Genomic DNA, 19,977 nt, shown 5'->3' with positions numbered 1-19,977 from the left:
GCGCGCCGGCGCCCGCTCAGGCGCGCAGCGCGCGGGGCCGCCACGCGAGCCCGGCCAGCGCCAGCAGGCAGAACGCCGCCCCGGCGCGGAACGTGAAGGGCGCGCCCAGCCGCTCCCACAGGAGGCCCGCGACCGCGCTCGCCACGAGCGTGGCGATCCCGGCGAGCAGGTTGAAGACGCCGAACGCGGTCCCGCGCAGGTCCGGCGGGGCGGTGTCGGCCACCAGCGTGGCGAACAGGCCCTGCGTGATGCCCATGTGCACGCCCCACAGCGCCACGCCGGCGAGGACCACCGGCCAGCCGCCCTCCATCGCCAGCACGAGGTCGGCGGCGACGAGGACGGCCAGGCCCGCCGCCAGCAGTCCCCTGCGGCTCACGCGATCCGACAGGCGGCCCGAGGGATAGGCGGTCAGCGCGTACACCAGGTTCATCGCGACCATGACGAGCGGCACGAGCGCCAGGGGGACGCCGCCCCGCTGCGCGCGCAGGACGAGGAACGCCTCGCTGAAGCGGGCGAGCGTGAACACGGCGCCCACGCCGACCACCCACCAGTACCGCGGGCCGAGGCGCCGCAGGCTGTCGCGGCGGAGCGGGTTCGCGCGCCGGCCGTCGCCGTGGTGCTCCGGCTCGCGCAGCCCGAGCCAGAGCAGCGCGACCGAGAGCGCCCCCGGGATCACCGCCACCCAGAACACCCGCCGGAAGTCGTTCGCCCACAGCAGCATCAGCCCCGTCGCGAGGAGCGGCCCGGCGAACGCGCCCACCGTGTCGAGCGCCTGGCGCAGGCCGAACGCGGCGCCGCGCAGGGCCGGCGGGGTGATGTCGGCCACCAGCGCGTCGCGCGGCGCGCCGCGGATGCCCTTGCCGACGCGATCCAGCAGCCGGGCCCCGAGCACCACCGCCGCGGTCGGCGCCAGGGCGAAGAGCGGCTTCGTCGCCGCGCCCAGCGCGTAGCCGGCCACGGCCAGCGCCTTGCGCCGCCCGAGCGCGTCGCTCAGCACGCCCGAGAACACCTTCACCACGAGCGCGGTGGACTCGGCCAGCCCCTCGACCACGCCCACCATCAGCGCGCCCGCGCCGAGCGCGGTCACCATGAACAGCGGCAGGAGCGCGTGGATCATCTCCGAGGAGACGTCCATGAGCAGGCTGACGCCGCCCAGCACCCACACGCCGGTGGGGATCCGCTCCGGCGCGCGCCGCCGCTCGTCGCCCTGCGCCTGCACGGTCCGACCCTCCGCGGCGGGGCCGCCCACCCGGTCGCGCGCACAGCTTAGCTCGCGGCGGTGCGCGCGCGCGCCGCCGATCCGCCCGCGCCGGCGCGCCGCGGGATCCCCGCCCGGGAGCGGCCCCCGGGCGCGCCGCGCCCTACACACGCGGCCGTGAACCCCGCCCTCGTGCTGAAGCTCGGCGCCGTGGGCACGCTGGTCGGCTCCGCCGCCTACGTGCACCTCCGCGGCCGCGTCCGCCACTCCTTCCTCCGGCAGCTCACCGACCACTCGACGTTCCTCGCGCCGCTGAACGCGCTCGTCTACCTCGCCTCCGCGGTCCCGGGCCGCCCGTTCCTCGACCTCGGCGACTTCCCCGCGCTCGCGCCGCTCCAGGCGCACTGGCGGGAGATCCGCGACGAGGCGCTGCGCCTCCAGTCCGAGGAGCGCATCCGCGCGGCGGACGGCCACGTGGACGCGGGGTTCAACTCGTTCTTCCGCCGCGGCTGGAAGCGCTTCTATCTGAAGTGGTACGGCGAGCCGCTCCCCTCGGCGCGCGCCCGCTGCCCGCGCACGGTGGAGCTGCTCGAGGCGATCCCCGGGGTGCGCGCGGCCATGTTCGCGCTCCTGCCGCCGGGCGGGACGCTCATGGAGCACCGCGATCCGTTCGCGGGCTCGATCCGCTACCACCTCGGCCTGGTCACGCCCGGCTCGGACGCCTGCCGCATCGTGGTGGACGGCGAGCCCTACGCCTGGCACGACGGCGAGGCGGTGCTGTTCGACGAGACCTACGTCCACCACGCGGTGAACCAGACCGACCGCGCCCGCATCATCCTGTTCTGCGACGTCGAGCGGCCGATGCGCTGGCGCGCCGCCGCCCGCCTCAACCGCTGGCTCGGCGATCACCTGATGCGCGCCAGCCGGACCCGGAACGAGGACGGCGAGGAGATCGGCTGGGTGAACCGCGCCTTCTCGCGCGTCTACCAGGTGCGGCTGGTGGGCAAGCGGCTCAAGGCCTGGAACCGGCCCACCTACTACGCGGTGAAGTTCGCGCTGCTCGGCGGCCTGGCCTGGCTGCTGCTGGCGTGAGGGCGCGACGGTCCGCTAGCCGTCCCGCTGCTCGCGGGCGCGCTGATGGTGGCGGCGCGCCTTCGCCTTGTTGCCGCAGTCCTGCATCGAGCACCAGCGGCGGGTGCCGGCGCGCGTCTCGTCCACGAACAGCCAGCTGCACTCGTGCGTCTCGAACAGCCCGCAGACGCGCACCCGGTCGGCCTCGGCGCCGGACGTGAGCACGTCGGCCGCGGAGAGGACCACCGGCCAGAGCGGCGCGTCGAGCGCGCCCGGGTCCGCGTCCCAGGCCAGCGCGAACGCCTCGCCGCGGCGCTCCAGCCGCCGGTGCGCGAGCGCCGCGCCCAGCGCGGTCGAGAGCCGCTCCGCGTCCTCGCCGGACGGCGGCCGCCGCTGCGCGCGCGCCAGGAAGATCCGGTACAGCGCCTCGCGCAGCGCGATCGCGTCCGCGAACGCGCGGTCCGCCTCGGCGGGGCGCCGGCGCGCCTCGGCCAGGAGCCGGCGGGCGCCCGCGTCGTCCACCGCGCCGGTCTGCCGCGCGAACTCGACGAGATCCGGGTAGCCGGCCAGGCGCTCCCTCGGCGTCACCCCGCGCATCCCGCCGACGGTGTTCGCGAAGTCCAGGCAGAGGCGCCCGCCGGAGAGGTCGAACTGGAAGGGAGGCTGGGTCACGGACGCTCCTTTAACCTGCATGATGCCACTTGACAGGTTAGATGGCCAGGGCCAAGCTGTAACCTGTCAAACGCAGCATGCCGGTTACAAGGAGAGAGGCCATGGCCCGTCTCGCGAACCCGACCGCCCCCCGCGCCCCGAAGGCCGACGGCTGGCGAAGGCTGATGGACCTGCTGGGGAGCCTGCTGATCCTGGCGGTGTGGCTGTCGCTGTGGGCCTGGGTGGCCGTCGGCGTCGCCGCGCCGCTCGGGCGGATGGGCGCCGGCGCGCCGGGGGCCGCGGTGAGCGCGCCGCTGCGGACCCCGGGCGCATGAGCAGGTGGGGCGCTAGCCTTCCGCCGGGAGCGCCGAGGGGGCGCGCCCGGCGGAGCGCCGGCGCACCAGCGCGCGGTCCACCGAGAGGCGACCGCCGCCGGTCACGACGAGCGGGAGCGCCAGGCCGAGCGCGAGCAGGTGGTACTCGAAGCCGTCCGGCGCGAAGAACCCGTGCTGACCGTGCACGGTGACGATCGCGCCGACCATCACCGAGGCGATGCCGAGCGCCGCCAGGCGCGAGAGCACGCCCGCCACGAGCATGAGCGCGCCCACCGACTCGGCGAGCACCACGAGCAGCGCGAGGAGCCAGGGCATGCCCATGCCCTGGGTGAAGCCGGTCAGCGTGGCGTCCAGGCCGCGGCCGCCGAACCAGCCGAGGAGCTTCTGCGCGCCGTGCGGGAAGATCACCAGGCCCAGCACGGCGCGCTGGAACAGGCGGGTGGTGGAGTCGTCGGTCTCGAGGAAGCGCATCATGGTGGGGGACCTCCGGGTGGAACGGACCGGCGTTCTCCTAACGGCCGCGGCCCGCGCCGGTGCGGCAAAACGGGGAACTCACGGTTGCGCGGCGCGCGACGGCGCGGGCGCGAGGCCGCGCCGGCATTTTCAAGTCTTGCGGGGCGCCTTCCGGCGTGCCAGATACGCGGGCCCCGCGCCATGCTCGACCTCTCCACCCTCAACCCGCCGCAGCGCGAGGCGGTGATGACCACCGAGGGCCCGCTGCTGGTGCTCGCGGGCGCGGGCTCGGGCAAGACCCGCGTCATCGCGCACCGGGTCGCCTACCTGCTCGTACAGGGCGTGGACCCGGAGCAGGTGCTCGCCGTCACGTTCACCAACAAGGCGGCGGGCGAGATGCGCGAGCGGGTGGCCGCGCTGGCCGGTCCGCCCGGGGTGGACGTGTTCGTCTCCACCTTCCACAGCTTCGGCCTGTGGCTCCTCCAGCAGGAGCACGAGGCCGCCGGCCTGCCGCGCCGCTTCGCCATCTGCGACGCCGGCGACCAGCTCGCGCTCGTGAAGCGCTGCATGCGCGAGGTGAGCGTGGACGACCGGAAGTTCGACGCGCACCGGGTGCTCTCGCTCGTGTCCCGCGCGAAGAACGCCGGCAAGAAGCGGATCGTGCCGCGCGAGGCGGGGCAGGGCGACGACTACGACCTCGTCGCCGCCGAGGTGTACCCGCGCTACGAGAAGGCGCTCCGCGCCATGCGCTCGGTGGACTTCGACGACCTCATCGCCCGGCCGGTGGCGATGCTGGCGCACGACCCCGCGCTGCGCGCCCGCTGCCAGGAGCGCTTCCGCTACCTGCTGGTGGACGAGTACCAGGACACCAACGCCGCCCAGCTCGAGCTGCTGAAGCTCCTCTCCGGCGAGCGGCGGAACGTGTGCGCGGTGGGCGACGACGACCAGGCCATCTACGGCTGGCGCGGCGCCGAGGTGAAGAACATCCTGCGCTTCGAGCGCCACTTCCCCGGCGCGAAGGAGGTCCGGCTCGAGCAGAACTACCGCTCCACCGGCCACATCCTCGCCTGCGCCAACGCGGTCATCGCGAAGAACGCCGCCCGCAAGCCGAAGGCGCTGTTCACCGCCGACGGCCCCGGCGAGCCGGTGCGCGTGGTTGCCATGCCCGAGGAGGAGGACGAGGCGCGCTTCGTGGCCGAGGAGATCGCCCGCCAGCGCGGCGAGGGCCGGCCGTGGAGCCACTTCGCGGTGCTGTTCCGGCTGAACGCGCTCTCGCGTCCGTTCGAGGAGGCGTTCCGCGAGGCCTCCATGCCGTACAGGGTGCACGGCGGGCCCGCGTTCTTCGACCGCTCCGAGGTGCGCGACCTGCTCGCCTACCTCAAGCTCTGCGTCCAGCCCGAGGACGACGTGTCGCTCTCGCGCATCGTGAACGTGCCGCCGCGCGGGATCGGCGACACGTCCATGGAGCGGGTGCACGACTGGGCCATCCCGCGGAAGCTCCACCTGCTCGAGGCGATGCGCCGGGCCGCGGAGATCCCCGACCTGCCGCGCGGCGCGGCGGAGAAGGTCGGCGCGTTCGTGGCGCTGGTGGACCGCTTCCAGGCGCGCTTCCGCGAGGGGCCGGTGTCGGAGGCCGCGCGCGCGCTGGTGGCGGAGGTGGACCTGTTCAGCCACGTGCGCGCCGGCGTCCAGTCGCTCGAGGCGGGGACGCGTCGGGTGGACGCGCTGGAGGGCCTGCTGCGCTCGCTCGACGGCTACGTCCAGCGCACCGCGCGCCCCTCGCTCGCCACCTGGCTGCAGCGCCTCGCGCTCGACTCGCGCGAGGAGGAGGATCCGGACGGGGAGGGCGGGATCACGCTCATGACGCTGCACGCGGCGAAGGGGCTCGAGTTCCCGGTGGTGTTCCTCGTCGGCGTCGAGGAGGACTACCTCCCCTGCGCCGGGATCCAGGGTGAGGCCCGCGACCTCGACGAGGAGCGGCGGCTCGCGTACGTGGGCATCACCCGGGCGCGCGAGCGGCTGTACCTGACGCGCGTCGCGGCGCGCTCCAAGCGCGGGAAGCTCCTGCCCCGCACCCCGTCGCGCTTCCTCGACGACCTGCCCGCCGGGGCCCACGAGCAGGTGGACCCGGCCGCGCTCGCCGCGCCGCCGCAGGACGTGGCGGCGCACACCGAGAGCGTCATGGCGGCGCTGCGGGCCCGCCTGGGCGGCCGCTGACCGTCAGGGCGCGCCCGAGGGCGCGAGCAGCACGTACCCCGCGCCGCCCGGCCCGAAGCCGTCGCAGTTCTGGACCTCCACCACCACGTCCCCGCCGGCGAGCTGCCAGTACGCGTCGGCGCGCGCGGTCCGGGCGGGGTCGAGCCGCGCGCAGGCGAACACCTCGTCGAACGCGTCGCCGTCCGCGGACGCGAACAGGTGGGCCGACACGTCGCCGTCCGGGTAGACGTCGCCGGCGGGCTCGTGCGCGGCGCCGACGAGGTAGCCGCCCCCGCGCAGCGCGAGCGCCGAGTAGCTCGGGCCGGGCAGCCGGAAGCCGGCCGCGTACTCGCCGCCGAACGACAGCGTGATCACCCGCGGCTCGACCAGCGTGAACGGCGAGTCGATCCCGCCGAGGAGCCCCTGGGGCGTCGCCACCGCCCGCACCAGCACGCCGCCCTCCAGCGGGCCGCGCGCCAGCGTCTGGGTGCGGCCGCCGTCGAAGGAGAGGTACGTGCCGCCGGCCCGGTCGCCGTAGAAGATCCAGAGCGCCCCCGCGGCGGGGTCGGCGAGCAGCCCGTGGCCGTGGCGGTGCTCGGAGGTCTCGGCGCGCACCGCCCAGGTGAGGCCGCCGTCGGCGCTCGCCCACAGCCGGATGGGCACGCTGGCGCCGGTGAACGACTGGTACTCGAGCAGGAACGTCTCGCCGCCCAGCTCCGCCACGCTGCCCGGGGTCAGCATCCGGTAGTCGCCCAGCGAGAGGACGTCGGTCCAGGTCCGGCCGCCGTCGCCGGACCGCGAGATCACGTGGCCGGTCGCGTCGGCCGTGTCGGCGAGCAGCGCGCCGCCCGAGAGGGTGGTGAAGACGCGCACCCCGCGCCCGCCCGGCGTCGGGCCGCGCGGCGTCCAGGTGCGACCGTCCGTGCTGGCGTGGATCCGCATGGGCCCGGAGAGGTTCACGGCGTAGGCGGTCCCGTCCGCGCCGATCCCGAGGAACCGGAAGTCGGTCTCGGTGAACGACACCCCCAGGCGCGGCGGGACGCTCGACCCGCCGGTCGGGGGAGCGGTGATCGGGGGTGGGGTCGCCGGCGGCGGCGCCGCCCCTGGATCGGCCGTCTGCCCGGCCCGCCCGCTGCCCCCGCATCCGGCGAGCAGCAACACCGCTCCCAGCACCCTGATCCGGCGATCGGTCATTCGCCCCTCCCCCGAGCGCAACGTGCGCCGCGCGCCGGCGCGCGGCGTCCGCCGGCAGGGGCGGCGAGCGAGGTCTTGTGGGGAAGCCCCGAAGCCGCTAGATTGCCCGCCGCTTTCCGCTCCCCTCCGGCTGGAGGCACGGCTCGCGTGCCGGGTGCCAGGACAGGGGTCCGATCACGCTTGACAACGGGGCACGCGTCCTCTAAAAGGCGCGTTTCCAAACTCGGGATTCCGCAGGTTTATCCATGTCCAAAGGCACCACGCACAGCGCCACCCGCGCAGAGGCCCTGAACGGTCGGAAGTGGTGGGTCGTAGACGCCACCGACCTGACCGTCGGCCGCGCCGCCACCCGCATCGCCTCGATCCTCAAGGGCAAGCACAAGCCGGCGTACACCCCCTCGATGGACACCGGCGACTTCGTGGTCGTGGTGAACGCCGGGAAGGTCCGCTTCACCGGCAACAAGGAGACCGACAAGGTCTTCTTCACGCACACCATGCACCCGGGCGGCGCGAAGCAGACGCCGATGAACAAGCTCCGCGAGCGGCACCCCGAGCAGATCATCGAGAACGCCGTCCGCCGCATGCTGCCCCGCAACAACCTGGGCCGGCAGATGCTCGCCAAGCTCAAGGTCTACGCGGGCGACACGCACCCGCACGCGGCGCAGAAGCCCGAGGCACTGAGCCTCGCTCAGTAAGGACGATCGCACATGGCTATCCAGGCGAACATGACCGTCGGCCGTCGCAAGGAGGCGGTCGCGCGCGTGCGGCTCGTCCCCGGCACGGGCAACATCACCATCAACGGCCGCTCGATGGACGAGTACTTCGGCCGCGAGACCTCGAAGATGATCCTGGTCGAGCCGCTCAAGCTGGTCGATCAGATGGGCAAGCTCGACGTCTTCGTGAACGCGGCCGGCGGCGGCCTCTCCGGCCAGGCCGGCGCGATCCGCCACGGCATCAGCCGCGCGCTGGTCGAGCTGAACCCCGAGTACCGCCCGGTCCTCAAGAAGGCCGGCTTCATGACCCGCGACGCGCGCGCCGTCGAGCGCAAGAAGTACGGCCGTCCGGGCGCCCGCAAGCGCTTCCAGTTCTCCAAGCGCTAGCCGCTCCGTCCTCCGGGACGCTCACGGCCGGCCCGCGGCGACGCGGCGCCGGCCGTCGTGCGTCCGGGGCCGGCTTCGCGTGCCCTCAGAGCCAGGGCTCGGCCACCGCGGCGCCCGCCTCGCGGAGCCGCATCGCCCCCGGCCGCCGCCGCCACGCGCCGGGCTCGATCTCGTACGAGCGCGTCAGGTCCAGCTCGAAGCGCCGGGCCAGCCCGGCCGCGGCCTCGGGCGCGTCGGTCACGATCGACGCCTCCCACAGGAACGAGAGGCTCTGCGAGTCCATGTTCGTCGAGCCGATGGCGCAGGCGTCGTCCGCGAGGATGGTCTTCGCGTGCATCATCGAGGCGGCGTACTCGAAGACCCGCACCCCGCCCGCGAGCAGCCGCCGGTACGTCCGGCGCTGCCCGGCCTGCACCAGCGGCACGTCGTGCCACGGCCCCGGCGCGAGCACGCGCACGTCCACCCCGGCCCGCGCGCGGGCGAGCAGCACGTCCTGGAGCGAGCGGTCGGGCACGAAGTAGGAGTTCGCGATCCAGAGCCGGCGGCGCGCCGAGGCCAGCAGCGCGTAGCTCATGCGCGCGGCCAGGGTGGCGCGCGCCCACGCGGGCGTGGACGCGACCACCGCCACCCGGTGCGGCCCGGCCGGCGCGAGCCGCGGGTAGGCGGCGGCGGGGAGCGGCTGGCCGCCCGCCGCCTGGAGGCTGTCGTCGAAGGCGCGCTGCAGGTCGCCCACCGCGGGGCCGCGCACCCGCGCGGCGGTGTCGCGCCAGCCCTCCTCGCCGACGCCGTTCCCGAGCCAGCTCTTCCAGATCCCGAAGCCGCCCACGAACGCGGTGCGCCCGTCGAACACCAGCACGCGCCGGTGGTTGCAGCGGAACGGGTCGGGCAGCGGCGCGTGGCGCCGGACCTGGCAGCCGCTCGCGACCAGGCGCCGCTCCAGGTCCGGGTCGAAGCGCTTCGACCCGAACCAGTCGAGCACGATCCGGCAGGCGACGCCCGGGCGCCGCTCCAGCACCGCCCGGCCGATCCGCTCGGAGGGATCGCCGGTGCCGCGCCACATGAACTCGCAGATGTGGATCGACTCGCGCGCGGACCGGATCTCGCGCTCCAGCGCGTCGAAGATCGAGCCGTCCGCGTGCAGCGCGACCTCGTTGCCGTCGCGCACCGGCACGCCCACCTCGCGCTCCAGCAGCACGTCGAGCGGCACGTCGTCCGCCAGGCGGATGAACCGCCGGGCGAGCTGCTGCCGGCGCAGCCGGCGGGAGAGGTGGCCGCCCAGGGCCACCCCGAGCGCGACCGGCAACGCGCTCGCCAGCACTCCGTCCGTCCTCAGGCGCATGCCCGAACGTTGGGCACGGCGGCGCGGTCCGGGCCCGCGGGCCGCCGCGATGACGACCTTGCCGGCATGTCGCAGCGGGGCGGCGCCGGACGGGGCGTGGTGCTCGCGGCCGCCGCCGCGGGCGGGGCCGTGCTCGTCGGGCTGGTGTTCTTCCGGCCCGAGTGGCGGGGCGGCGCGCCCGCCCTGGTCCCGCGCTTCGACCTGGCGGCGTTCGCCCGCGAGCTCCCGGCCCAGGCCCGCTGGCTCGTCCCGTTCGCGGGGATCACCGCCGCGCTGCCGGCGCTGCGCGCGCTGGTGTGGCGGGCCGCGCTCGCGCCGGCGCGCGTCCGCTGGCCGGACGCGTACCACGCCACCGCGCTCGGCGCGCTCGTGCACAACGCGGTGCCGGGCAAGCTGGGGCCGGCCGCGGCCGCGGCGCTGCTGGCGCGCTTCACCGGGCGGCCGTTCGGCGCGGCGCTGTCGTCGCAGCTCGTGGCGAAGCTGCTCGAGCTCGCGGCGGTGGTGGCGCTCGGCGCGGCGGCGGCCGCGGCGCGCGGGGGTGGGGCGGGCGGCGCCGCGCTCGCGGGCGCGGCGGCGGTGGGGACGCTCGCGGCGGGGGCGGTGGCGCTGGCCCGCCTCGGCCCGGCCGCGGCGCGCCGGCTGGCGCCGCGCCACCCGCGCTGGGCCGGGCTGCTGGCGGCCGGGGCCGAGGGGATCCGCGGCCTGGCGGCGCCGGGCCGGCTCTCCCGCGCGCTCGCGCTCGGCGCGCTCCCGCCGCTCGCCGCGGCGGCGGCCTACGCGCTCCCGCTCGCCGCGTTCGGCGTCGCCACCCCGCTCGCCGGCGGCGCGGTGATCCTCGCGCTCGTCACCTTCGGCCAGCTCACCCCGGGCCTGCCGGTGGGCACCGGCGTGTACTACGCGCTCGCGGCCCTGGGCGCGCGCCGGCTCGGGGCGGGGCCGGCGGACGCGGCCGCGCTCGCGGTGCTCACGCACGCGGCCACGGTGCTGACGCTGCTCGCCGTCGGGGCCGCCTCGGCGGCCGTCCGCCGCGACGCGCTGCGCGAGGTGCTGCGGCGGGCGCGGGCGGGCCGCCGCGGCGCCGGGCCGGGCGGGGACGAGGCCGGCGCACCCGTCGCCGGGCGCCGCTCACGCGCGCCTACATAGGCGCCGCGCGCCGCGGCCGTCCGATTGGATCCGCCGGATCACGAATGCTACCCTCGGCACCGCGATGGAACTCAACGAGATCCTGCAGGTCGCGCTCCGCGCCGGCGCCTCGGACATCCACCTGAAGGCGGGCCTCCCGCCGATGTTCCGCGTGGACGGCTCGCTGGTGCCGCTGAAGGACGCCCGCCGCCTGCCGCCCGAGGAGATCGCGCGGATGGGCTTCGGGATCATGAACGAGTACCAGAAGGAGAAGTTCAAGCAGACGAACGAGGTGGACCTCGCCTACGGCGTGCCCGGCCTCGGCCGCTTCCGCGTGAACGTCTTCCAGCAGCGCGGCACCCTCGGCGTGGTGCTCCGCGTCATCCCGTTCCGCATCCAGAGCATCGAGCAGCTCATGCTGCCGAAGATCCTGGAGAAGATCGCGGGGGAGCAGCGCGGCCTGGTCCTCGTCACCGGCACCACCGGCTCCGGCAAGTCCACCACGCTCGCGGCGATGATCGACCACATCAACGCGACCGAGACCTGCCACATCATGACCATCGAGGATCCCATCGAGTTCCTCATCCGCGACAAGCGCTCGATCGTGAACCAGCGCGAGGTCGGGGTGGACACGATGAGCTTCGGGCAGGCGCTGAAGAGCGCGCTCCGGCAGGACCCGGACGTCATCCTGGTGGGCGAGATGCGCGACCTCGAGACGATCGAGACCGCGCTCACCGCGGCCGAGACCGGCCACCTGGTGATGTCCACCCTGCACACCCTCGACGCCACCGAGACCGTCAACCGCATCATCTCGGCGTTCCCGCCCTACCAGCAGAAGCAGGTGCGCCTGCAGCTCGGCTCGGTGCTGAAGGCCGTGATCTCGCAGCGCCTGGTGCCGCGCGCCGACGGGAAAGGGCGCGTGCCGGCCATCGAGGTGCTGCTCGCGACGGCGCGCGTCCGCGAGCTCATCGAGGACAAGGACCGGACGAAGGAGATCTCCGACGCGATCTCGCAGGGCCACACCACCTACGGGATGCAGACGTTCGACCAGTCGCTGATGGCGCTGCTCCGCTCGAGCCTCATCACCTACGAGGAGGCGCTGCGCCAGGCCACCAACCCGGACGACTTCGCGCTGCGCGTCTCCGGCGTGAGCGGCACCTCCGACTCGAAGTGGGACTCGTTCGAGAAGCCCGCCGAGCCCGGCGCCGCCGCCCGCGCCGCCGCCCCCAGCCAGCCCGCCGCGCCGCGCCCCGCGCCCGGCGCGCCGCTCGGCCGGCTCGCGCCCGGGGCCGCGCCCCGGCCCGCCGCCGCGCCCCGCGCCGCCGGCCAGGGCGGGCCGGACGACGACTTCCAGATCGAGCGCTTCTAGCGCCGCGCTCCGTGCCGCCCCCCGGGCAGACCCCGCTCGCGCGCGCCAAGGCGATCGCGCTCCGCCAGCTCGCGTCCCGCATGCGGACCGAGGCGCAGGTCCGCGCGCGCCTCGCGCGCGACGGCCTGGAGGCCGAGGCGGACGAGACCGTCGCCTGGCTGCGCCGGCTCGGCTACCTCGACGACGCCGCCTACGCCCGGGCCCGGGCGCGCTCGCTGGTCGCGGGCGGCAGGCTCGGGCCGCGCGTGGCCGAGCGCCGGCTGGTGGGGGAGGGGATCGGGGCGGGCGAGGCGCGGGCGGCCGTCGCCGCGGCGCTGGCCGGCGAGGCGGGGGAGGATCCGCGCGCCGCCGAGCTGGCCCTGTGCCGCGCGCTCGCGGAGCGCCGGACGCGGGGGCGCCCGCTCGCGGACCTCGACGCCAGCGGGCTGCGCCGGCTGTCGCGCTTCCTGCTCGGGCGCGGCTTCTCCGGGCCGGTGGTGGCCCGCGCCCTCGGGGTCTACGAGGACCAGGACGGCTGAACCCCCGGCCGTCCCCGGAACGACTGCGCGCCGGCCGGGCCTCTGCTATCTTCCGGGCCCCATGCGCCGGAACCTCGCCCTCGCCGCCGCCCTGTCCGCCGCCGTGGCCCTCGCGGCGTGCGGCACCAAGCACACCACCTTCACCGGCAGCCTGAAGCTCGGGAAGACGCCCGAGGAGAACTACCAGGCCGGCATGGACGAGCTGAAGGCGGACAACTTCACCGAGGCGGTGAAGTTCTTCGAGTTCGTGAAGACGAAGTACCCGTTCTCGAAGTTCGCGGCGCTCTCCGAGCTGCGCCTCGCCGACGTGAAGTTCAAGCAGGACCGGTACCTGGAGGCCGCCGAGGCCTACAAGCAGTTCGTCCAGCTCCACCCCACCCACGAGGACGTGGACTACGCCGAGTACCGCTCCGGCCTGTCCTACTTCAAGGACGCGCCCGGCGAGTTCGCGCTGTTCCCGCCCGCGGCGGAGAAGGACCAGCGGCAGGCGGAGAAGGCGGTGCAGGTGCTGACCGACTTCGTCCAGACCCGGACGCAGTCGAAGTACCTGCCGGACGCGAAGAAGGTGCTGGGCGAGGCGCAGACCCGGCTGGCGGCGCGCGAGTGGTACGTGGCCGAGTACTACTTCAAGCGCTCGCTGTGGGCGGGCGCCGCGGGGCGCTACGAGACGCTGGTGGACAGGTACCCGGGCTCCCGGCACGAGCCCGAGGCGCTCTGGAAGCTCGCCAGCGCGTGCCTGAAGATGGACGAGAAGCACCGCGCCCGGAAGGCGCTGCAGCAGCTCATCGTGAAGCACCCCGGCGACGCGCGGCGGGCCGAGGCCGAGAAGCTCCTTGCCTCGATCCGCTGAGCCGCCCGCGCCCCCGCCGGCGCGCCCGCCGCCCTTCTCCCCCGGCTCCCGCGCCGCCCGGCGGCGCGCGCGCGCCGCGAAGGTCGGCGCGCCGTACCTCGTCCCCCTGGCGCTCGCCGCGATCGCGGCGCTGCTGCTGTGGCGCTACTGGGACCGGATCGCCGGCGCCGACCTCGCCATCTCCGCCGCGAGCCCCGAGACGCAGGTGCGCGAGGCGCTCCGCCACCAGGAGCGCGCGCACCTGAACGACGTCTACGGCTTCAAGTCCGGCGGCACCGCCGAGCTCGTCCCGGTCCGCTTCGCCGACGTCGCCGTGCAGGTGGAGGGCGACCGCGCCTCGGTGCTCGCCATCGTGGAGGCGGACGGGCGCGTGACCTGGCGCGACGAGCACGCCGACGTCTCCTACGTCGGGCGCGAGGCGTTCGCGATGACCCGCTGCTCGATCGCGCTCTGGTGCGGCGACGGGCAGCAGTTCGCGGGCCTGCGCGGCGTGCTGACGGCGCTGTTCCGCCGCGAGGACGCCTGGAACGCCGGCGACGCGGCCGCGCTGGAGCGGCTGGTCGCGGAGGCCCACGCGGGCGACCGCGCGGCCCTGGCGGCGCGGCTCCGCGCCGAGCTCGCCGCCGCGCCGGGCGCGCGGGTCCGGATCGCCGCCTGGCAGATCCGGGTCGAGCGCGACCGCGCCGAGGTGGGCGAGGACTACGAGCTGGTCCGGGAGGGCCGCGCCCCGGAGCGCCGCCGCGCGCGGTACGTGCTCGCGCGCGAGGGCGAGCGCTGGCGTTTCGTGGACGGGCTGTGAGGCGCCGGCTCCGGGCGCGGCGCGGTCTGGTGTAGACTCGCGCGCCGGGAGGCCCCGACCATGGAAGACACCTTGAAGCAGGCCCTCGCGCTCGGCCGCGGCTACTACCTCAAGAAGGACTACGGGCTCGCCGAGCAGTACCTGACCGAGGTCGTCGAGCAGAACCAGTCGTTCGCCGACGTGTACAACATGCTCGGCGTCATCTACCACGACCAGGGGCAGTACCAGAAAGCGCTGCGCGCCTTCGAGGCGGCGCTCCGCATCAACCCCGGCTACACCGACGCGGCGCTGAACCTCGCCGTCACCTACAACGACACCGGCAAGTACCGCGAGGCGCAGGAGACGTACCGCCACGCGCTGTCGCGCTCCGGCGCCCAGCACGGCAAGCTCGACCGCTTCGTGCAGGGCAAGCTCGCGAACATGTACGCCGACATCGGCGACGTGTACCTCTCCTCCGGCCTGTACCCGGAGGCGATCGCCGAGTACCGCCGGGCGCTCGCGCTCGGGCCGGCGTTCGTGGACATCCGCGCGAAGCTGGCCGGCGCGCTGCGCGACGCCGGCGAGCGCGAGGCCGCCATCGCCGAGTACGAGGAGGCGGTCCGGCAGGCCCCGAGCTACGTGCTCGCGCGCCTCAACCTGGGCCTGTCGCTCTTCACGGTGGGTCGCAAGGACGAGGCGGTGGGGCACTGGCAGCGGGTGCTCGAGATCTCGCCCGGCAACCGCAACGCCGAGATGTACCTGCAGCTGGCCGCAGGGCAATCGTAACGGGGCTGCGCCCCGCCCCACGGATCCTGGGCCCGTCGGCGGGGCCCACCGTCGCCGCGCGACCGCGTCCTCGTTGCCGCGGGGCCCCGGGGACGATATGTCCCGGGCCATGAGCGAGGCCGACAAGACCGTCCGGCTGACCAGCCTGAGCCACGGGGCGGGTTGAGCCTGCAAGATCCGCCCAGCGGATCTGGCGCAGGTCCTGCGCCGCCTCCCGGCCGTGGACGATCCCAGGGTGCTGGTCGGCCACTCGACCCGCGACGACGCGGCCGTGTACGCGCTCGACGCGGAGCGGGCGATCGTCGAGACGGTGGACTTCTTCACGCCGGTGGTGGACGACCCGTACTGGTTCGGCCGCATCGGCGCGGCCAACGCGTTCTCCGACATCTGGGCCATGGGCGCGAAGCCGCTGTTCGCGCTCAACCTGGTCGCCTGGCCGGTGAAGACGCTGCCCATGGAGATGCTGGGCGAGGTGCTGCGCGGCGGCGCCGAGGTGGCCCGGCTCGCGGGCGCGCCGGTGCTGGGCGGCCACAGCATCGACGACCCCGAGCCCAAGTACGGCATGGCCGTGACCGGCCTCGTCCACCCGGACCGCGTCCTCCGCAACGTCGGCGCCCGGCCGGGAGACCGCCTGCTCCTCACCAAGCCGCTCGGCTCCGGCATCATCACCACCGCCATCAAGCGCGGCATCGCGCCGGCCCCCATGATCGACGCGGCCATCGAGCTCATGTCCGGGCTGAACCGCGCCGCCGGCGAGGCGCTGGCGGAGAGCGGGGCGGTGCGCGCGCTCACCGACGTCACCGGCTTCGGCCTGCTCGGCCACGCCTGGGAGATGGCGGAGGGCTCCGGCGTCGCGCTCCGGCTCCACGCCGGCGCCGTGCCGGTGCTCGCGGGCGTGCTCGACCTCGCCGCCAAGGACGTGCTGCCGGGCGGCTCCAAGGCGAACCTGGCCTGGGTGGCGCCCGCGCTGCGGGTGGCGCCCGGGGTGGCCGAGGCGCTCCCGGCGGTGCTCGCCGACGCCCAGACCAACGGCGGGCTGCTCGCGGCGGTGGACGGGGCCCGGGCGGGCGCGGTGCTCGAGGCGCTCCGGGCGGCGGGCGTGGCGGCGGTGGAGGTGGGAGAGGTGCTCCCCGGCGACCCGCCGCGGATCGAGCTCGTCCCGTAGCCTCTGCTACAATCCGCGGCCGTGCTCGCGCACCTCGCCGCCGCGCTGCTCGCGCTCACCGCCGCCCGCGGGCCGAGCTTCGTCGCCGTGATCGACCCGGGTCACGGCGGGGAGCAGGAGGGGGCGGTCTCGCCGGGCGGCGTCCGCGAGAAGGAGCTGACGCTCCAGATCGCGCGGCGCGTGGCGGCCCGGCTGAAGCGCACGGGCGCGAAGGCCGTGCTCACCCGCACCGCGGACGCGTCGGTGCCGCTCGCCGCGCGGGCCGCGCTCGCGAACGCCATCCGCGCCGACCTCTTCGTCTCCATCCACCTGAACTCGATGCCCAGCGCCGAGGCGCGCCGCACCTCCCACGGCATCGAGACCTACTTCCTGTCCGCCGACGCGAGCGACGCCTCCGCCACCGCGGTGGCGGCGCGCGAGAACGCCGACCGGCTGGCCGGCGAGCCCGAGCTGGACCCGTCCGACCCCGTCGCCGCCATCCTGAGCGACCTCGAGGACACCGCGGCCCTGCAGCAGTCCTCCCGCCTCGCCTACGCGGTGCAGGAGCGGCTGGTCGCGGCGCTCGGGGCCGAGGACCGCGGCGTGAAGCAGGCCCCGTTCTACGTGCTCGCCGGCGCGCGCATGCCGGCGGTGCTGCTGGAGGTCGGGTTCATCTCGCACCCGGCCGAGGGCGACCGGCTGCGGAGCACGGCGTACCAGGAGCAGGTCGCGGGCGCCATCGTCGAGGGGATCGCCGCGTACCGCGCCCAGACGCTCCGGGCGAGCCGCTAGGCGCCTCGGCGCCGGACGCCGCCCCGTGGGCGTGGCGCGCCCGCCGCGCCCGTGCTAATCCCGCCGCCATGCGAAAGAACGGCCGCGGCCCGCTCGACCTCCGTCCCATCCTCCTCGAGCCCCGCGTCTCCAAGCACGCGGAGGGCTCCTGCCTGGTGCGCTTCGGCGACACCCACGTGCTGTGCACCGCCTCGGTGGACGAGAAGGTCCCGCCGCACGTGTACGGCACCGGCGCCGGCTGGGTGACCGCGGAGTACGGCATGCTGCCGCGCTCCACGCACGAGCGGATGCAGCGCGAGGCGGCCCGCGGGAAGCAGACCGGGCGCACGCTCGAGATCCAGCGGCTGGTCGGGCGGGCGTTGCGCGCGGCGGTGGACCTGCGCGCCATCGGGCCGCGCACCGTCACGCTGGACTGCGACGTGATCCAGGCCGACGGCGGCACCCGGACCGCCGCCATCACCGGGGCCTACGTGGCGCTGGTGCAGGCGGTGCGCAGCATCCAGAAGCGCAAGCAGCTCGCGCACGATCCGGTGAAGCGCAGCGTGGCGGCGGTGTCGGTGGGGATCGTCGCGGGGGAGGTGCACCTCGACCTCGACTACGACGAGGACTCCACCGCCGAGGTGGACATGAACGTGGTCGCGACCGGCGAAGGCGCGCTGGTGGAGGTCCAGGGCACGGCGGAGGGCAAGCCGTTCGCGCGCGCCGAGCTGGACCGGATGCTCGACGCCGCGCTGGCCGGGCTGTCGCGCCTGAAGGAGCTCCAGGAGGCGGCGCTCCGGACGCCGTGAGCCCCATGGACCTGCTGTTCGGCAGCACGAACCCCGGGAAGCTGCGCGAGCTGCGCCGGCTGGTCGCTGGCCTGCCGCTGCGGGTGGTCTCGCCCGACGACCTGGGCAGGCCGCTCCCGGTGGTGGTGGAGGACGGGGCGACGTTCCAGGCGAACGCCGAGAAGAAGGCCGTCGCCTGGGCGCGCTGGTCCGGGCTGCACGCGGTCGCCGACGACTCCGGCCTGTGCGTGGACGCGCTGGGCGGCGCGCCCGGGGTCCACTCCGCCCGCTGGTCCGACCTCGAGCCGGAGGGCCCGGCCAGCCCGGTGTGCGAGCTGGCGGGCGTGGCCGAGCTGGAGCTGGGCCCGGTGGCGGGGCGGGCCGCCCGGGACGAGCGGAACAACGACAAGCTGCTGGCGGCGCTCTCGGGCCTGCCCGACCCGCGCCGAGGCGCGCGGTACGAGGCGGTGCTGGCGCTCGCCCGTCCGGACGGGACGCTCGTCGGGACCGTCACCGGCACGTGCCCCGGGCGGATCGGCCACGCGCGACGGGGGGACGGCGGCTTCGGGTACGACCCGCTGTTCGTGCCGGCGGCGGAGCTCGCGGCCGGGGAGGGGGCCCGCGTGCGGACCATGGCCGAGCTCTCGTCGGACGAGAAGGACGCCCTCTCCCACCGAGGTGAGGCGTTCCGGAAGCTGCTCCCGATGCTGGCCGCGCTCGCTCGCGGCGCTTGACGGGAAGGCGGCGGGTCGGCTAGAGACGGGCGTTCTCGGATCGGCTCAGGGGCGCTCGGCGCCACCACAGGTGTTCCGGGGCGTAGCGCAGCCTGGTAGCGCGCCTGCCTTGGGCGCAGGAGGTCGCCGGTCCGAATCCGGCCGCCCCGACTCTTTGACAGCAATGGTGATGGCCGGGTGCGCTTCCCTCTGCGCCCGTAGCTCAGTTGGATAGAGCGTCGGCCTTCGAAGCCGCAGGTCGGGGGTTCGATTCCCTCCGGGCGCGCTGAGATGAAGATTTACGGTGAGTATAGCTCAATCGGTAGAGCACTGGACTGTGGATCCGGGGGTTAAGGGTTCGAGCCCCTTTACTCACCCACTTTTCGCCCGAGGTTCTTGCGACTCGCGCCCGTAGCTCAGTTGGATAGAGCAGCGGCCTTCTAAGCCGCGGGTCGGGGGTTCGAATCCCTCCGGGCGTGCTGATTCGACCGCACCTCTCGCGCTGAGAATCTCGCGCGGGAAGGCGCCGGAGGTCGTTGACAGCCCACCGGGACGCTGCTAATACGGCGCCCCTCGGCCATCCCGAGATGCATCGGGCGCGTAGCTCAACTGGCAGAGCAATGGACTCTTAATCCATAGGTTGAAGGTTCGATTCCTTCCGCGCTCACTCGAAACCCCTGGCGACCCCAGGGGTTTTCGTCTTTCATGGACCTGCCCCGCAGCGCGCCTCGCGCCGCGGCGCGGGCCGACGATGTGGATGCGGACGGGCGACCGCCTTAGTATCCGCCGCGGCTGCGGCAGGGCGGCGCGCCCGCCCCTCACCCTCGCAGCAGGATGCGCACGTGGACACGGACAAGCGTCACCCCCTGGAGCTCGCCGTCTACGCCCTCGTCTCCGTGGGCCTGCTGGTCGGCCTGGCGGCGGCGATCGTGGACGTGCACTGGTTCGAGCAGGTCTACGCGATGGAGGACGGGCCCATCGAGTGGGCCACCGCCATCGCGCTGCTGGCGGGCGCCGGGATCGCCGCGGTCACCGCGCGCCGCCCCGGGGCGGGGAACCCGAGCCTGCACCGCCTCACCTGGATCGGCCTCGCGCTGCTCTGCTTCTTCGCGGCCGGCGAGGAGATCAGCTGGGGCCAGCGCCTCCTCGGGATCCAGAGCCCCGAGTTCTTCCAGAGCCACAACGCGCAGCACGAGACGAACCTCCACAACCTGGTGGTCGGCAGCGTGAAGGTGAACAAGCTGATCTTCTCCCAGCTCTTCACGGTCGCCGCCGCGCTGTTCCTGCTGGCGCTGCCCTGGGCCTACCGCCGCCGGCCCGCGTTCGCGCGGCTGGTGGACCGCTGGGCCGTGCCGGTGCCCCGCGTCCGCCAGGTCGTCGCGGTGGTGGCGACGTTCGCGTTCATCGCGCTGGTGCCGTCGCGCGAGCGCGACGAGCTGCTCGAGTTCGGCGCCACCTGGCTGTTCGCGATGATCCTGCTGTTCCCCCTGAACGGCGCCGCCATCCGCGGCCCGGCCGCCCGCCCCGGCGAGCCCGCCGCGCCCGGGGGCGAGCCGGGCGCGCGCGCCTCGGCCGACCGCCGGTAGCGCCGCCCGCCCCCG

General features: G+C 75.0%; 21 protein-coding genes and 5 tRNA genes. 21 read left to right on the top strand and 5 right to left on the bottom strand.

The window, feature by feature from the left end; genetic code table 11:
- Positions 1-16 precede the first annotated feature (16 nt).
- Positions 17-1,219, bottom strand: a complete 1,203-nt coding sequence (locus ADEH_RS17480) for an MFS transporter (protein ID WP_011422427.1) — start codon at positions 1,217-1,219, stop codon at positions 17-19.
- A 156-nt stretch (positions 1,220-1,375) separates the two neighbouring features.
- Here ADEH_RS17480 and ADEH_RS17475 point away from each other — a divergent pair, with 156 nt between their 5' ends.
- On the top strand, positions 1,376-2,290 hold the full coding sequence (locus ADEH_RS17475; protein WP_011422426.1) for an aspartyl/asparaginyl beta-hydroxylase domain-containing protein: 915 nt from the start codon (positions 1,376-1,378) through the stop codon (positions 2,288-2,290).
- Between the two features lie 15 nt (positions 2,291-2,305).
- Here the strand turns inward: ADEH_RS17475 and ADEH_RS17470 are convergent, their stop codons facing one another.
- Positions 2,306-2,941, bottom strand: coding sequence for a CGNR zinc finger domain-containing protein (locus tag ADEH_RS17470; protein ID WP_011422425.1), 636 nt, complete (start codon positions 2,939-2,941; stop codon positions 2,306-2,308).
- A 101-nt stretch (positions 2,942-3,042) separates the two neighbouring features.
- Between ADEH_RS17470 and ADEH_RS17465 the strand changes: the two genes are divergently transcribed.
- Positions 3,043-3,255, top strand: coding sequence for a hypothetical protein (locus tag ADEH_RS17465; protein ID WP_041453661.1), 213 nt, complete (start codon positions 3,043-3,045; stop codon positions 3,253-3,255).
- Positions 3,256-3,267: 12 nt separating this feature from the next.
- Here the strand turns inward: ADEH_RS17465 and ADEH_RS17460 are convergent, their stop codons facing one another.
- Positions 3,268-3,729 carry a DoxX family protein gene (locus ADEH_RS17460; protein ID WP_011422424.1) on the bottom strand — a complete coding sequence of 154 codons (462 nt, stop codon included), beginning with the start codon at positions 3,727-3,729 and terminating at the stop codon, positions 3,268-3,270.
- 180 nt (positions 3,730-3,909) lie between these two features.
- Between ADEH_RS17460 and ADEH_RS17455 the strand changes: the two genes are divergently transcribed.
- On the top strand, positions 3,910-5,925 hold the full coding sequence (locus ADEH_RS17455) for an ATP-dependent helicase (protein ID WP_011422423.1): 2,016 nt from the start codon (positions 3,910-3,912) through the stop codon (positions 5,923-5,925).
- A 3-nt stretch (positions 5,926-5,928) separates the two neighbouring features.
- On the opposite strand, the gene ADEH_RS17450 is transcribed toward ADEH_RS17455, so the two are convergent.
- A complete protein-coding gene (locus ADEH_RS17450; protein ID WP_232287318.1) occupies positions 5,929-6,927 on the bottom strand; it encodes a WD40/YVTN/BNR-like repeat-containing protein in 999 nt (332 codons plus the stop codon).
- A 416-nt stretch (positions 6,928-7,343) separates the two neighbouring features.
- Between ADEH_RS17450 and rplM the strand changes: the two genes are divergently transcribed.
- Positions 7,344-7,793 (top strand): 50S ribosomal protein L13, encoded by a 450-nt coding sequence (gene rplM / locus ADEH_RS17445; protein ID WP_011422421.1) that lies wholly within the window; start codon positions 7,344-7,346, stop codon positions 7,791-7,793.
- Positions 7,794-7,805: 12 nt separating this feature from the next.
- Positions 7,806-8,198 (top strand): 30S ribosomal protein S9, encoded by a 393-nt coding sequence (rpsI, locus tag ADEH_RS17440; protein ID WP_011422420.1) that lies wholly within the window; start codon positions 7,806-7,808, stop codon positions 8,196-8,198.
- 85 nt (positions 8,199-8,283) lie between these two features.
- On the opposite strand, the gene ADEH_RS17435 is transcribed toward rpsI, so the two are convergent.
- Entirely contained in the window at positions 8,284-9,537 is a 1,254-nt protein-coding gene (locus ADEH_RS17435) for a phospholipase D-like domain-containing protein (protein ID WP_041453660.1), read from the bottom strand.
- Between the two features lie 66 nt (positions 9,538-9,603).
- On the opposite strand from ADEH_RS17435, the gene ADEH_RS17430 reads away from it, so the two are divergent.
- The 16 genes from ADEH_RS17430 (at position 9,604) to ADEH_RS17355 (ending at position 19,962) form a co-directional block, all read left to right on the top strand.
- Entirely contained in the window at positions 9,604-10,680 is a 1,077-nt protein-coding gene (locus tag ADEH_RS17430; RefSeq protein ID WP_041453659.1) for a lysylphosphatidylglycerol synthase transmembrane domain-containing protein, read from the top strand.
- A gap of 64 nt (positions 10,681-10,744) precedes the next feature.
- On the top strand, positions 10,745-12,028 hold the full coding sequence (locus ADEH_RS17425) for a type IV pilus twitching motility protein PilT (RefSeq protein WP_011422417.1): 1,284 nt from the start codon (positions 10,745-10,747) through the stop codon (positions 12,026-12,028).
- Positions 12,029-12,039: 11 nt separating this feature from the next.
- A complete protein-coding gene (locus tag ADEH_RS17420) occupies positions 12,040-12,546 on the top strand; it encodes a regulatory protein RecX (RefSeq protein WP_011422416.1) in 507 nt (168 codons plus the stop codon).
- Between the two features lie 61 nt (positions 12,547-12,607).
- On the top strand, positions 12,608-13,396 hold the full coding sequence (locus ADEH_RS17415; RefSeq protein ID WP_011422415.1) for an outer membrane protein assembly factor BamD: 789 nt from the start codon (positions 12,608-12,610) through the stop codon (positions 13,394-13,396).
- Positions 13,380-14,195, top strand: a complete 816-nt coding sequence (locus tag ADEH_RS17410) for a hypothetical protein (protein WP_011422414.1) — start codon at positions 13,380-13,382, stop codon at positions 14,193-14,195. The genes ADEH_RS17415 and ADEH_RS17410 overlap by 17 nt, the downstream gene beginning before the upstream one ends.
- A gap of 60 nt (positions 14,196-14,255) precedes the next feature.
- The gene (locus ADEH_RS17405) at positions 14,256-14,960 is read left to right on the top strand and encodes a tetratricopeptide repeat protein (RefSeq protein WP_011422413.1); all 705 of its coding nucleotides are present in this window, start codon (positions 14,256-14,258) and stop codon (positions 14,958-14,960) included.
- A 109-nt stretch (positions 14,961-15,069) separates the two neighbouring features.
- Positions 15,070-16,125: a selenide, water dikinase SelD gene (gene selD, locus ADEH_RS17400; RefSeq protein WP_081436934.1), complete on the top strand. Its 1,056-nt coding sequence runs from the start codon at positions 15,070-15,072 to the stop codon at positions 16,123-16,125.
- A gap of 21 nt (positions 16,126-16,146) precedes the next feature.
- Positions 16,147-16,896, top strand: a complete 750-nt coding sequence (locus ADEH_RS17395) for an N-acetylmuramoyl-L-alanine amidase family protein (protein WP_011422411.1) — start codon at positions 16,147-16,149, stop codon at positions 16,894-16,896.
- A 68-nt stretch (positions 16,897-16,964) separates the two neighbouring features.
- Entirely contained in the window at positions 16,965-17,684 is a 720-nt protein-coding gene (gene rph, locus ADEH_RS17390) for a ribonuclease PH (RefSeq protein ID WP_011422410.1), read from the top strand.
- A 5-nt stretch (positions 17,685-17,689) separates the two neighbouring features.
- Positions 17,690-18,397, top strand: a complete 708-nt coding sequence (locus ADEH_RS17385) for a non-canonical purine NTP pyrophosphatase (RefSeq protein WP_011422409.1) — start codon at positions 17,690-17,692, stop codon at positions 18,395-18,397.
- 76 nt (positions 18,398-18,473) lie between these two features.
- Positions 18,474-18,547, top strand: a tRNA-Pro gene (locus ADEH_RS17380).
- Between the two features lie 41 nt (positions 18,548-18,588).
- Positions 18,589-18,662 (top strand) — tRNA-Arg (locus ADEH_RS17375).
- A gap of 18 nt (positions 18,663-18,680) precedes the next feature.
- Positions 18,681-18,753 (top strand) — tRNA-His (locus ADEH_RS17370).
- Positions 18,754-18,781: 28 nt separating this feature from the next.
- A tRNA-Arg gene (locus ADEH_RS17365) sits at positions 18,782-18,855 on the top strand.
- Between the two features lie 115 nt (positions 18,856-18,970).
- Positions 18,971-19,043, top strand: a tRNA-Lys gene (locus tag ADEH_RS17360).
- 175 nt (positions 19,044-19,218) lie between these two features.
- Entirely contained in the window at positions 19,219-19,962 is a 744-nt protein-coding gene (locus ADEH_RS17355; protein ID WP_011422408.1) for a hypothetical protein, read from the top strand.
- The last annotated feature ends 15 nt before the right edge of the window (positions 19,963-19,977 follow it).

It is taken from the genome of Anaeromyxobacter dehalogenans 2CP-C, assembly GCF_000013385.1.
Classification (GTDB): Bacteria; Myxococcota; Myxococcia; order Myxococcales; family Anaeromyxobacteraceae; genus Anaeromyxobacter; species Anaeromyxobacter dehalogenans_B.
This window is presented reverse-complemented; position numbering and strand designations above follow the sequence as displayed.

Bases quoted from the DNA above. Each gene is read 5' to 3' on its own strand.
- ADEH_RS17465 (WP_041453661.1), top strand. From the start codon at position 3,043: ATGGCCCGTCTCGCGAACCCGACCGCCCCCCGCGCCCCGAAGGCCGAC.
- ADEH_RS17460 (WP_011422424.1), bottom strand. From the start codon at position 3,729: ATGATGCGCTTCCTCGAGACCGACGACTCCACCACCCGCCTGTTCCAG.
- ADEH_RS17455 (WP_011422423.1), top strand. From the start codon at position 3,910: ATGCTCGACCTCTCCACCCTCAACCCGCCGCAGCGCGAGGCGGTGATG.
- rplM (WP_011422421.1), top strand. From the start codon at position 7,344: ATGTCCAAAGGCACCACGCACAGCGCCACCCGCGCAGAGGCCCTGAAC.
- rpsI (WP_011422420.1), top strand. From the start codon at position 7,806: ATGGCTATCCAGGCGAACATGACCGTCGGCCGTCGCAAGGAGGCGGTC.
- ADEH_RS17435 (WP_041453660.1), bottom strand. From the start codon at position 9,537: ATGCGCCTGAGGACGGACGGAGTGCTGGCGAGCGCGTTGCCGGTCGCG.
- ADEH_RS17430 (WP_041453659.1), top strand. From the start codon at position 9,604: ATGTCGCAGCGGGGCGGCGCCGGACGGGGCGTGGTGCTCGCGGCCGCC.
- ADEH_RS17425 (WP_011422417.1), top strand. From the start codon at position 10,745: ATGGAACTCAACGAGATCCTGCAGGTCGCGCTCCGCGCCGGCGCCTCG.
- ADEH_RS17415 (WP_011422415.1), top strand. From the start codon at position 12,608: ATGCGCCGGAACCTCGCCCTCGCCGCCGCCCTGTCCGCCGCCGTGGCC.
- ADEH_RS17405 (WP_011422413.1), top strand. From the start codon at position 14,256: ATGGAAGACACCTTGAAGCAGGCCCTCGCGCTCGGCCGCGGCTACTAC.
- rph (WP_011422410.1), top strand. From the start codon at position 16,965: ATGCGAAAGAACGGCCGCGGCCCGCTCGACCTCCGTCCCATCCTCCTC.
- ADEH_RS17385 (WP_011422409.1), top strand. From the start codon at position 17,690: ATGGACCTGCTGTTCGGCAGCACGAACCCCGGGAAGCTGCGCGAGCTG.